At 66.7% G+C, this 12,371-nt stretch carries 11 protein-coding genes; 10 read left to right on the forward strand and 1 reads right to left on the reverse strand.

What is annotated here, in order from left to right; all coding sequences use genetic code 11:
• The first annotated feature begins 259 nt into the window (after positions 1-259).
• The 9 genes from IB259_RS02580 (at position 260) to IB259_RS02620 (ending at position 9,943) form a co-directional block, all read left to right on the forward strand.
• Complete coding sequence (locus tag IB259_RS02580; protein WP_192327401.1) at positions 260-1,150, forward strand: nitrilase family protein; 891 nt, start codon at positions 260-262, stop codon at positions 1,148-1,150.
• A 39-nt stretch (positions 1,151-1,189) separates the two neighbouring features.
• Positions 1,190-2,356, forward strand: a complete 1,167-nt coding sequence (locus IB259_RS02585) for a substrate-binding protein (protein WP_054456629.1) — start codon at positions 1,190-1,192, stop codon at positions 2,354-2,356.
• 53 nt (positions 2,357-2,409) lie between these two features.
• On the forward strand, positions 2,410-3,243 hold the full coding sequence (locus tag IB259_RS02590) for a branched-chain amino acid ABC transporter permease (protein WP_054456630.1): 834 nt from the start codon (positions 2,410-2,412) through the stop codon (positions 3,241-3,243).
• Positions 3,236-5,065 carry an ATP-binding cassette domain-containing protein gene (locus IB259_RS02595; protein ID WP_192327404.1) on the forward strand — a complete coding sequence of 610 codons (1,830 nt, stop codon included), beginning with the start codon at positions 3,236-3,238 and terminating at the stop codon, positions 5,063-5,065. Before IB259_RS02590 ends, IB259_RS02595 begins: the two co-directional genes overlap by 8 nt.
• Entirely contained in the window at positions 5,062-5,778 is a 717-nt protein-coding gene (locus IB259_RS02600) for an ABC transporter ATP-binding protein (RefSeq protein WP_192327407.1), read from the forward strand. The genes IB259_RS02595 and IB259_RS02600 overlap by 4 nt, the downstream gene beginning before the upstream one ends.
• Positions 5,779-5,839: 61 nt before the next feature.
• Complete coding sequence (locus IB259_RS02605; protein ID WP_192327410.1) at positions 5,840-7,003, forward strand: transporter substrate-binding domain-containing protein; 1,164 nt, start codon at positions 5,840-5,842, stop codon at positions 7,001-7,003.
• A 2-nt stretch (positions 7,004-7,005) separates the two neighbouring features.
• The gene (locus tag IB259_RS02610; protein ID WP_054456633.1) at positions 7,006-7,641 is read left to right on the forward strand and encodes an ANTAR domain-containing response regulator; all 636 of its coding nucleotides are present in this window, start codon (positions 7,006-7,008) and stop codon (positions 7,639-7,641) included.
• A 33-nt stretch (positions 7,642-7,674) separates the two neighbouring features.
• Positions 7,675-9,174, forward strand: a complete 1,500-nt coding sequence (locus IB259_RS02615; RefSeq protein ID WP_192327413.1) for a M81 family metallopeptidase — start codon at positions 7,675-7,677, stop codon at positions 9,172-9,174.
• A 37-nt stretch (positions 9,175-9,211) separates the two neighbouring features.
• Positions 9,212-9,943: a pseudouridine synthase gene (locus IB259_RS02620; RefSeq protein WP_054456635.1), complete on the forward strand. Its 732-nt coding sequence runs from the start codon at positions 9,212-9,214 to the stop codon at positions 9,941-9,943.
• A 67-nt stretch (positions 9,944-10,010) separates the two neighbouring features.
• Here IB259_RS02620 and IB259_RS02625 read toward each other — a convergent pair whose 3' ends face one another.
• Positions 10,011-10,916, reverse strand: a complete 906-nt coding sequence (locus IB259_RS02625; RefSeq protein ID WP_054456859.1) for a LysR family transcriptional regulator — start codon at positions 10,914-10,916, stop codon at positions 10,011-10,013.
• A gap of 255 nt (positions 10,917-11,171) precedes the next feature.
• On the opposite strand from IB259_RS02625, the gene IB259_RS02630 reads away from it, so the two are divergent.
• A complete protein-coding gene (locus IB259_RS02630) occupies positions 11,172-12,368 on the forward strand; it encodes an efflux RND transporter periplasmic adaptor subunit (protein ID WP_054456636.1) in 1,197 nt (398 codons plus the stop codon).
• Positions 12,369-12,371 lie beyond the last annotated feature (3 nt).

Consider the following 12,371-nt stretch of genomic DNA (forward strand, 5'->3'; position numbering starts at 1 on the left):
CCGGGCGGGACGACCCAATGCGTCGCAATGACGCAGTGCCGGACTCCCGCCGGAATATCGTCCGGGAAAGCACTTATTGTCCCAGGAACCCGCGTCTCCCTATCATTCGCACACGGTCAACATTGACCTGAATGGCTTGCAGTACCCCGCAGCAATGATTGCTGCCTGAACATACAGTCTTGGCTATAGAAGCCCCCGACTTGCACGCAATGCGTGGTCGGGGGCTTTTTCGTTTTCAATTTCTGAATATGGAGCTCGCATGCAAGTGTCGGAACCGCAACGTTCTCCCGCCGCCGTGACCTGGGTGGCCAGCGTGCAGATGGAGCCCGCGATCGGCGAAACCGCCGCCAACATCGCGCGTTCCATCGAACTGGTGGAGCAGGCCGCGGCCCAGGGCGCGCGGCTGGTGGTGCTGCCTGAACTGGCCAACACGGGATATATGTTCGAGAGCCGCGAGGAGGCCTACGCCCTGGCTGAACCAGTGCCGGAAGGCCCCAGCTCGCAGGCGTGGATCGCGTTGGCGCAGCGCCTGGGCATCTATCTGGTGGCGGGCATCGCGGAGCGCGCCGGAGGGCGTCTCTACAACTCCGCACTGGTCGCGGGTCCGGATGGCTATCTGGGGACCTATCGCAAGCTGCATCTGTGGGGCGACGAGAACCTGTATTTCGAGGCGGGCGACCTGGGATTGCCGGTGTTCGACACCGAGCTGGGCCGCATCGGCGTGGCCATCTGCTACGACGGCTGGTTTCCCGAGGTCTACCGGCTGCTGGCGGTGCGCGGCGCGGACATCGTGGCGGTGCCGACCAATTGGGTGCCGATGCCGGGGCAGACCCGCGACGGACCGGTCATGGCCCATGCGCTGACCATGAGCGGCGCCCACAGCAACGGCTTAACAGTGGTGTGCGCGGACCGCGTCGGCACCGAGCGCGGCCAGCCCTTCGTGGGCCGCAGCCTGATCGTGGGGTCCCAGGGCTGGACGGCGGCGGGACCCGCCAGCATCGACCAGGAGGAGGTGCTGCTGGCGCCCATAGACCTGAAGGCGTCGCGCCGTGCGCGCCAGTTGAACGATTTCAACCATGTGCTGCGCGACAGGCGCCGCGACATCTATGACGAGCAGTTGGGCGCCGCCGCAGGCCCGCGGCAACGCTGAACGACGGTCCACGGCCGTACCCCCCCAAGGAGAAAACCCATGAAGAGCCTATTGAATAGCTGCCGGATCCGACTGTCGTTTGTCGCACTGCTGGCTGGCGCCGCCAGCGCGCACGCGGCCGAACCGCTGCGCATCGGCGTGCCCGTCGGCCTGTCCGGCGCCAACAGCGTGGTCGCGCCGGGCGTGGTGCAGGCCTCGCAACTGGCGGCCGACGAGATCAATGCGGCCGGCGGCATCCTCGGCCGCCAGATCGTGCTGGAGATCGCCGACGATGCCTCGGGCGCGGTCGGGGCGCAGAAGGCCTACGACACCCTGGTGTTCCAGAAGAAGGTCGATGCCATCATCGCCATGGAAACCAGCGCGGCGCGCAACGCCGCGCTGCCCATCGTGTCGCGCGGCAAGGTGCCCTATATCTACACGTCATTCTATGAAGGGCGGTCGTGCAACCGCTGGCTGCACGTGAACGGCTGGGTGCCGGAACAGCAGGTCGCGCCGGTGGTGGACCACTTCATGCAGGACCGCAAGGCCAAGACCTTCTTCCTGGTGGGCAGCGACTACGCCTTCGGCCGCGGCATGCTCAAGTTCACGCGGGAATACATCGAAAAGCAGGGCGGACGCGTGGTGGGAGAAGAGTACCTGCCGATCGACGGTTCCGACTGGACGCCGGTGGTCTCCAAGATACGCTCGGCCAACCCGGACGCGCTGATCAGCTCGACGGCGGGCGGCGGGCCCAACGTCAGCCTGGCCAAGCAGGTCAAGGCTGCTGGCCTGGCCATGCCCTACGGCAATCTGGCGATCGACGAAGGCACGGCCAAGACCATGGGCGACACGGCAGTGGGCATGTACATGTCGGCCTCGTACCTGACCAGCATCGACACGCCGCAGAACCGCAAATTTCTGGACGCCCTGAAGGCGAAGTTCGGCAACGACGCCAAGACCGCCAACGAATTCTCCGCGCCGCAGTATGAAGCCTTCTACCTGTACAAGGCGGCCGTCGAAAAGGCTGGCGGCACCGATGCGCCCAAGGTGGTGCAGGCGTTGAGCGCGGTCACGTTCGATGGCCCGCGCGGCCCGGTGACCATGGACCGCCAGCGCCACGCGGCGCTGACCATGCGCCTGGGGCAGGTGCAGCAGGACGGTTCCATCAAGATCCTGCAAACCTTCGACAAGGTCGACCCGGGCGCGCAGTGTCCGGACCTGAAGTGACGGCCATGCCATGACAAGCGCCGCCGGTCCTGCCGGCGGCGCCGGAGAGCGATATGGGTTTGCTGCTGGACATCCTGAGCACGGCCGCCATGCTGTTCATCGTGACGGCCGGGCTGATGATCATCTTCGGCGTGATGAAGATCGTCAACTTCGCGCACGGCGCGATTCTTACGCTGGGCAGCTACGCCAGCCTGGTGGTGACGCAACTGGGGCTGAATCCCTGGCTGGCGCTGCCGTTCGCGTTGGCGGTCGGCGTGCTGGTGGGCATGGGCGTGGAACGGCTGATCGTGCAGCCGCTGTACAAGCGGCCGCTGGACGCCATCCTGGCCACCTGGGGACTGGGCATCGTGATCGGCCAGCTCATCACCATGGCCTTCGGGCGCGAAGTGAAGTTCGCCGATTCGCCCATCCACGGCGCCGTGTCCTTTCTTGGGACGGAGTATTCGGCATACCGCCTGTTCCTGGTGCCGGCGGCATTGCTGATGTATGCCGCGATGACCCTGCTGCTCAGCGGCACGCGCTTTGGCGTGCGGACCCGGGCGGTCATCATGAACGAGGATCTGGCGCGCGGCCTGGGCATCAACGCCGAGCGCATCCGCTTCACCACATTCGGCCTGGGCGCGGGGCTGGGCGCGCTGGCCGGCGCGCTGATCACGCCCCTGTCCAGCGTCGACCCGAACATGGGGCTGCCGTGGCTGGTCAGCGCCTTCATGCTGGTCATGGTGTCGGGCCATTCGATCACCGCGCTGCTGCTGACCTGCCTGCTCTATGGCGCCTGCCAGGTGCTGGTGAGCGTCTACGTCAGCCCGATCCTGGGCGGCGTCACCATCGCCGTCCTGGCCGCGCTGACGCTGCGTCTGCGTCCTCAAGGATTCGCCCATGACTGACCGCGCATTGATCCCTCAAACGCTGGCTGGCGCCGCTGACGACGCCTCGGCGCAAAAGACCGCGCGCAGCCGCAGCCTGCTGGGCCTGGCCGGGCTTTGCCTGGTCCTGACCGCGGCGGGTCCCTGGCTGTTCGACACCTATTTGCTGAACGTGCTGATCAAGGCGCTGTTCTTCGCCGTGGCGGCGGTCACCGTGGACGTGCTGTGGGGCTACACCGGCTACCTGACTTTCGGCCAGTCCGCCTTTTTCGGGGTGGGCGCGTACGCCGCGGGCCTGGCCTTCACGCACTACGGATTCTCGCCCGCGATCGCCGCGCTGGCTGCCTTGGCCGCGGTGGGCGCCGCGGCGCTGCTGGCGCTGGTGACGGGCTGGCTGTCGTTCTACCGTGGGGCCTCGCCATTCTTCGCCACGGTGATTTCGCTGGTGCTGCCCATCGTGCTGATGCAGCTGGTGCTGTCCGGCGGCACCTACACCGGCTCTTCATCCGGCCTGACGGGCTACGAAACCTTCGACCTGTCGCTGGAGGCCTGGTACGTGATCGCGGCAGGCGGCCTGTCGGCGGTGGCGCTGCTGGCCTGGGTGGTGGTGCGCAGCGACGGCGGCCGCGTCCTGGTGGCGCTGCGCGACAACGAGGCGCGGTGCAGCTACCTCGGGTTGAACACCGCCCATTGGCGCATCGCGTTGCTGGTGGCCTGCGGCGCGGTGGCAGGCCTGGCGGGCTTCGGCTATGGCGCGTTCAGCGGCGTGGTGGCGCCGGAGCTGACGGGCTTCGTCTTCGGCACGGAACTGATCATCTGGGTCGCGCTGGGTGGGCGCGGCACCATCTGGGGGCCGGTGCTGGGAGCCATCCTCATCAACGTCGCGGGCTCCTATCTCAGCGGCAACATGCCGTTCGTCTGGCAACTGCTGCTGGGCGTGACCTTTGTGCTGGTGATCCTGCTGCTGCCGCGCGGGCTGCTTCCCCTGCTGACCGCGCCCTGGCGCGCAAGGGCAGGGCGCGCGGCCATGCCCGCGCTGGGCGAGCGCGTCGTCCCTGCGCGGCAGGCCGGCGGCGCGGCCCAGGCCTTGAGCCTGGCGGGCGTGTCCAAGCACTTCGGGAGCCTGAAGGTGCTGGAAGGCATAGACCTGCAAGCCCGCGGCGGCGAACTGCTGGGGCTGATCGGCCCCAACGGCGCCGGCAAGACTACGCTGATGCGCTGTATCGCGGACGGCGCCGAACGTTCCCAGGGCAGGCTGGAACTCTATGGCCACGAAGTGCTGCGGCGCGATGGTCCTGAACAATGCGTGCGCCACGGACTGGGCCGCAAGTTCCAGAACGCCAACGTGTTCGACACGCTGACGGTGGCCGAAAGCCTGCGCATCGCGACCACGCTGCGCGAACGGCCGTCTTGGTGGCGCCGATCTTCCACGCTGGATCTGCCGCCCTATGCGCTTGAAACGTTGCGCGTGACCGGCCTGGACCAGTGCCTGGACCGTGTGGCGCGCGACCTGTCGCACGGACAGCAGCAGGCGCTGGAACTGGCGATGGTGCTGGCGCTGGAACCGGGCATCGTGCTGCTGGACGAGCCGACGGCCGGGCTGAGCAAGGCCGAACGCCTGCAGATCGGCCACGTGCTGTCGTCCCTGGCGCACCGTTATGGCCTGTGCTGCCTGCTGGTGGAACATGACCTGGATTTCGTCAAAGAGATCGCAACGCGCATCGTGGTCCTGCACCAGGGCCGCATCGTCATGGACGGAGGATTCCGCGAGGTCGTGGAATCCGAACTGGTGCGCACCATTTACGCCGGCAGCGCGCCGGCCGCGCAAGGAGCAGGGCAATGACGAGCATCGCAGCGCCGGCGTTGCGCATGGAAGCGGTATCCAGCGGCTACAAGAGGGCCATGGTGCTGCATGACGTGTCGCTCACGGTCGAGCGCGGCGCCTGCGTCGCGCTGCTGGGCAAGAATGGCATGGGCAAGAGCACCTTGCTCAAGACCGTCATGGGCTATCTGCCCAAGCAGCGCGGGCGGGTCAGCGTGGGCGGAGTCGACGCCACCCGGCTGCGGCCGTACGAAGTGGCGCGTTGCGGCGTGGCCTACGCCGCCCAGGAACAGCCGCTGTTTCCTGACCTGAGCATCCGCGACAACCTGCGCCTGGGGCTGCCGCGCGACCAACTCTTCGACGAACGCTTCGCCGAGATCGCGGAGCTGTTTCCGGTGTTCACGAGCCGCCTGCGCCAGCACGCCGGCACCCTGTCGGGCGGAGAGCAGAAAATGCTGCTGGTGGCGCGCGGCCTGATGCAGCGGCCCGCGCTGCTGCTGTTGGACGAGATTACGGAAGGGCTGCAGCCCTCGGTGATCGAGCGCCTGGGCCGCGCGCTGAACTGGGAACGCGAGCGGCATGGCACGACGATGTTCATCGTGGAGCAGAACGTGGCGTTCGCGCTGGACGTGGCCGATCGCTACCTGGTGCTCAAGCAGGGCAGCATCGTCGATGAAGGCGAGGCTGGCGCGCCAGAGGCGGCGGGCAATATCATTGCTCATCTGAAAGTATGAAGGCCACGCGGCCCGGATTCGCCATGACGCACACGCGCACTACCCGTTCAAGGATTCCCTCATGAGTACGCCCCAGGACAAGCACGCAGAGCGGCCGGGCTGGCGCATCGGCGTGCTTTATTCGCGCAGCGGCGTCACCGGAACCACGGAATCGCAGCACTTCTTCGGCACGGTACTGGCGGTGGAAGAGATCAACGAACTGGGCGGCGTTCTGGGGCGGCCGCTGGCGCCGGTGGTGTACGACCCGCGCAGCGACGCCGAAGAGTACCGCCGGCTGGCGGCCAGGCTGCTGCTGGACGACGAGGTCAGCGTCATCTTTGGCGGCTGCACCTCGCACTGCCGCAAGGCCATGCTGCCGGTGGTGGAGCGCAGCAATTCCCTGCTGTGGTACGGCTCGGTCTACGAAGGCTTCGAGTATTCGCCCAACGTCATCTATACCGGCGCGGCGCCGAACCAGGGCAGCATGCAGCTGGCTGCATACCTGATCCAGAACTGCGGTTCGCGCATCTTCCTGGTGGGCGCGGACTATATCTACCCGCGCGAGACCAACCGCATCATGCGCGAGACGGTCGAGGAGCATGGCGGCGAGATCCTGGATGAAACCTATCTGCCGCTGGGCTGCGACGACAGCGAGATCAACGACGTGGTGGAGGACATCCGCCGCATCCAGCCCGACGTGGTGTTTTCCACCTTGATCGGCTCCGATGCGCAGCGCTTCTACCAGCGCTACCACGAGGCTTGCCAGGCCGAGGGCGCAGCCACCGCGCACATCCCCATCGCCAGCCTGACCATGGCGGAGTCGGAGGTGGCGGAGATCGGACCGCGGCGCTGCGTGGGCCACATCACCGCTGCGACCTATTTCAATACGGTGGATACGCCCGCCAACGCGCATTTCCTGGAACGCTGGCGCGCCCGCTTCGGCGACCATCCCGCCAGCGTCTATGCCGAGACCTGCTATAGCCAGATGCACCTGTTCGCACGTGCCTTGCAGCGCGTGGGCAGCATGGACACCCGCAAGCTGGTGCAGGCGGTGCATCAGGTGCAGTTCGACGCGCCGGACGGGCAGATGTCCGTGCTGGCGGAAAACAACCATAGCGTGCTGACGCCGCGCATAGGCGTGTGCCGCGAGGACGGTCGCTTCGACATCGTCTGGGAAAGCGACGAACCCGTGAAGCCGGACCCGTACCTCACCGCGTTCGGCCTGGACGAGTTCTGGTTGAAATAGCCATGGACCATAGCCTACGCCGCCTCTACGAGGACCTGCGCAGCGTGGCCGTCGCCGTGGTGTATCCGCCCGGCGAGGATCGCGACCTGCTGGTCGAACAGCTCAAGCGCATCGGTTGCCGCATCCATCTGCACTGGCCGTTTCCGGATGGCCCGCCCGCAGGGGTGGACGTCATCTTCTTCCAGGTATCGCAATGCGGCCGCAACAGCGCCGCCTGGACGGCCAGCGAGGTCGAGGCCACCCTGATCGCCTTGTCCGAGTACGAAACCCCGACCACGTTGAAGCAATTGCTAAAGACCAATGCGCACGGCGTGCTGACGCGGCCGTTCCGCTCGGCGGGCGTGCTCAGCACGCTGGTGCTGGCGCGTTCGGCCAAGCAGTTCCAGAGCCGCCAGCAGTCCAAGATCAACAAGCTGGAAAGCACGATCAAGGCGCGACGCGTCATCGAGAAGGCCATCCGCGTGCTGATGGACCACCAGCGCCTGGACGAGCGCGCCGCCTATGAGCACATGCGTACCCGGGCGACGGGCCTGCGTGTAAGCGTCGCGGAAGTGGCCGCGATGATCGTCGAGGCCAGCGAGGCCATGGAAAAGCTTGGCCTGGGGGCCTTGCGCCCGGGGCCGTCCCAGAACAACTGAACACACGGAATGCGCATGCAGAGGAGCCGGACAATGAAGGTCATGATCGCCCGCCTGAACCACGAGACCAACACGTTCTCGCCGGTGCCCACGCCGCTGTCCGCGTTCGGCAATGACGGTCCCGCCTTCGGCGCCCAGGCTTATGCCGAGAACAAGGACAAGCGCACGGCCATGTCGGCCTTCATCGATATTGCCGAGGCCAACGGCGCGACCGTGGTCACGCCGGTTTCCGCGACCGCCTACCCCAGCGGCCCGGTGTCGGCGGATGCCTATAGCCGACTGTGCGACGCGATCGTGGCCGGCGCGCAGGGCTGTGGCGCCATCCTGCTCGATCTGCATGGCGCGATGGTGGCCGAGACCACCGACGATGGCGAGGGCGACTTGTTGGAGCGCCTGCGGCGGCGCACGCCGGACGTGCCCATCGCCGTGGCGCTGGACCTGCACGGCAATGTCACGCCCAAGATGATGGCCAACGCCGACGTGATCGTCAGCTTCAAGACCTACCCGCATGTGGACATGTACGAGACCGGGGAGCACGCGGGCCGTATCCTGTATGACTGGCTCAACGGCGGTCCGCGCCCGGTCATGGCCTGGCGCCGCCTGCCGCTGATGACGCACACCCTGCGCAGCGCCACGTCCCAGGGCGCCATGCGCCGCGCGGTGCAGGCGGCGCGGGGCGCGGAAAAGGGCGGCATCCTGGGCGCCTCCGTGCTGGCGGGCTTCGCCCTGGCTGACATCCCCAACCCATGCCTGAGCGTGGTCGTGGTGGGCTCCGGGCCGCAGGAGCAGGCGGAACGGGTCGCAAGCGAAATGGCGCAGGCCATCTGGGCCGAGCGCGACGGTTACTTCTACGACAGCGAACCCCTGGGCGAGTCGCTGGCCCGCGCGGCGCAACTGGCCCATGGCGCGGACAAGCCCGTGCTTCTGCTGGATCATGGCGACAACTGCATGTCCGGCGGCACCTGCGACACCATGGAGGTGCTGACAGCCGCGGTCGACGCCGGCCTGACGGGCATCATTGCGGGCCTGTACTGTGACCCCGAGGCCGTCGCCGCGCTGATCGCGGCGGGCGAGGGCGCGCAGGTGGAGCTGGCGGTGGGCAACAAACGGCCGATTCCGGCCATCGGCCGCCCGGCGGCGCCCGTGTTGCTGCGCGGGGTGGTCCGCGCCGTGACCGGCGGCGAATATGTCATTACCGGTCCGACGTACACGGGGCAGACGGCATGCATGGGCCGCAGCGCGGTGCTGGACATAGGCGCTGCGCAATTGGTGATCACCGAGAGAACGCACGAGCCCTGGGACCTGGGCGTGTTCGAGAGCATGGGGCTGGACCCGCGCCGGGCGCGCTTCGTGCTGGTGAAGTCGCGCATGTATTGCCGCCCTGTGTTCGAACCTATCTCCCAGGCGCTGGTGGAATGCGCCAGCGCGGGCGTCACGAGCTCGGACTTCGCGCTGTTTCCCTATCAGCGGCGCAGCCGGCCGCTCCATCCGCTGGATCCGATGGCGCCGTCGGACTACGACCCCGCGGCATGAAGAGTGTGGCGCATGCCGTCCGCATACAATACCGGCCATGGAAAAAGTACGTATCTCCAAGCTCATGTCCGAGCGTGGGCTGTGTTCGCGCCGCGAGGCCGACACCTATATCGAGCGCGGCTGGGTCCGCGTGGACGGCGCCGTGGTGTCCGAACTGGGCGCGCGGGCCTACCCTGACCAGGTCATCACCCTGGAACGCGCCGCGCAGGCGCGCCAGACCTCGCGCGTCACCATCCTGATCAACAAACCCGTGGGCTACGTCTCGGGCCAGGCGGAAAAGGGCTACACGCCCGCCGTGGCCCTGATCGACTCCCGCTCCCGCTTTGCGGGCGACCGCGCGCCGCAGCGTTTCGAGCGTTCGCACCTGGACGGGCTGGCCGTTGCCGGCCGCCTGGACATCGATTCCCAAGGCCTGCTGGTGCTGACCCAGGACGGCCGCATCGCCAAGCACCTGATCGGCGAAGATTCCAGCGTGGACAAGGAATACCTGGTGCGGGTGCAGGGCAACCTGTCCGACAACGGGCTGGCGCTGCTGAACCATGGTCTGTCCCTGGACGGCAAGGCGCTCAAGCCGGCGCAGGTGCGTTGGCAGAACAGCGACCAGCTGCGTTTCGTGCTGCGGGAAGGCAAAAAACGGCAGATCCGGCGCATGTGCGAACTGGTCGGCCTGAAGGTAATCGGCCTGAAACGCGTGCGCATCGGACGCGTGTCGCTAGGCGACCTGCCGCTGGGCCAATGGCGCTACCTGCGTGAAGACGAGCGCTTCTGATTGGTCGAATTGACCGACAGGTGTTGTCGGCCAGTCCTAAATTTTTCAGTCTGTTTCCGGCTTCCGTTTATTTCATGAAAGCGGGAGTATTCTTCGCTTGCCCGACGTCGCCCAGGCGCTCCATCAGGAATTCGATGAAGATCCGGGTCTTGGCGGGCAGCAGCCGTGTCTCCGTCACCGCGTAGACCGGGAACGGACCCAGTTGCCAGTCGGGCAGCACTCGCTGCAATTGGCCGGACTGTTGTTCGGCCAACTGGTCGCCCAACAGCACCACGATGCCCGCGCCCAGCAGGGCCAGGCGCCGGGCCATGGCGACGCCGTTGACGGAAAAGCGGTTGCCGGGCGTGAATTCGATGTGCTGCTGGCCGTCGGTCAGGGGCCAGCGGGTCACCTGCCCGGCGCCCTTGGCGCGGAACTCTATGCACTCGTGGCGGGTCAAGTCGCTGGGATGCCGCGGTTCGCCGTGCTTCTCCAGGTATTCGCGCGAGGCGTACAACTGGGCCGGCAGCATGCCCAAGAGCCTCGCAATCTGTGACGAATCGGGCAGTTCGCCGATTTCGATCGAAACATCGCAGGTCTGGAACACGCGCTGCGCGTGGTCCGGGTTGGCCAGGTCCAGGAAAAACGTGACGTCGGGGTAGCGGCGGGAAAATTCCATGAACGATTCAGCCAGGAAGTCCGTGCCGAAATCCGCGGGCATGTTCACCCGCAGCGGCCCGGCCGGCGTATCGACCAGCTTCTGCAGTTCCTCATGGGCGATCTGCGCCTCGGCCACGATGCGCTGGCAGCGGTCGAAGTACAGCCGGCCCGCGTCGGTCAGTTCGACCTTGCGCGTGGTGCGGCTGAGCAGCCGCAAGCCGACGGAGCGCTCCAGCTCGGCCACCTGGCGGGACAGTGTCGATTTCGGCACGCCGAGCATCGCCGCCGCGCGGCTGAAGCTGCGTGTTTTGGCGACTTCGACGAATAGTTCCATGCCTTGCAAGCGTTTCATGGCGGAATTTTGTCATATTCAACGGTAAAGCCATTGTCCCATAAATGGAATGATGTTTTCTCAACATGCCTCTTTGTTTCTGGGGCGGGATAACGCAGAATGCGAGTTCTGCAATGCAGCAATGCGACAAAGCCCAGCCTGCGTGTTCGAGGCAAATCCACCCAATCGATGCGCACGGAACGCTCATTACGCGATCCGGGGCGGGCTTTTTTTTTGTTGAAATCGGGAATGCAATCTATGGATAAGAAAAGCGCTATGTGGCGCAGCGCGGCAGTCGTCACGCTGACGGCATCGGCCCTCACGCTGGCCGCTTGCGGCAAGAAGCAAGACGCTCCCCAGGCGGGCAAGCCCCAGGTAACGGTCGTGACGCTTGCCACGCAGCCGGTTTCGCTGACCACCGAACTGCCTGGCCGCACCTCGCCGTTCCGCGTGGCCGAAGTGCGTCCCCAGGTCAATGGCATCGTCCAGAAGCGCCTCTTTACCGAAGGCGGCGAGGTCAAGGCGGGCCAGCAGCTCTACCAGATCGATCCCGCCCTCTACCAGGCCAGCCTGGACAGCCAGAAGGCCGCCTTGGCACGCGCCCAGGCGCAGCAGAAGACGGCCGCGTTGCTGGCCGAACGTTACAAGCCGCTGGTCGCCACTCGCGCCGTCAGCCAGCAGACCTACGACAACGCCGTCGCCTCGCGCGATCAGGCCGCCGCCGACGTGCTGTCGGCCAAGGCGGCGCTGGACACGGCCCGCATCAACCTGGTCTACACCAAGGTGCTGTCGCCCATCGACGGCATCATCGGCCGTTCGGCGGTGACCGAAGGCGCGCTGGTCACGGCCAACCAGACCACGGCCCTGGCCGCGGTGCAGCAGATCGATCCCATCTACGTCGACGTGACCCAATCCAGCGTCCAGCTGCTGCGCCTGCAGAACGCGCTGGCCAGCGGCCTGCTGAAAAAGGCCGATGGCGAGCAGGCCGCGCTGGTGACGCTGACCCTGGAAGACGGCTCGCAGTACAGCCAGCCGGGCAAGCTGCAGTTCTCCGAAGTCACGGTGGACCAGGGCACCGGTTCGGTCACCTTGCGCGCGGTGTTCCCCAATCCGGAACGCCGCCTGTTGCCGGGCATGTTCGTGCGCGCCCGCCTGGCCGACGGCGTCGCCGCCGACGGCCTGCTGGTGCCGCAGCGCGGCGTGACGCGCAACCAGCGCGGCATCCCGACGGCGCTGGTGGTCAACGCCAAGAACCAGGTCGAATTGCGCGAACTGAAGACCGACCGCGCCATCGGCGACAAGTGGCTGGTCACCGACGGCCTGGCCGCCGGCGACAAGGTCATCGTGGAAGGTCTGCAGATGGTGCGTCCGGGGGCTGAAGTCGTCGCCACCGAAGCCAGCGCCGCGCAACCGGCGCAGCAGCCGCAAGCAGCCGCCGCGGCGGCCAAGCAGTAGTAG

This window comes from Achromobacter sp. ACM04, assembly GCF_014851465.1.
In the GTDB taxonomy this organism is placed as follows: Bacteria; Pseudomonadota; Gammaproteobacteria; order Burkholderiales; family Burkholderiaceae_B; genus Achromobacter; species Achromobacter aegrifaciens.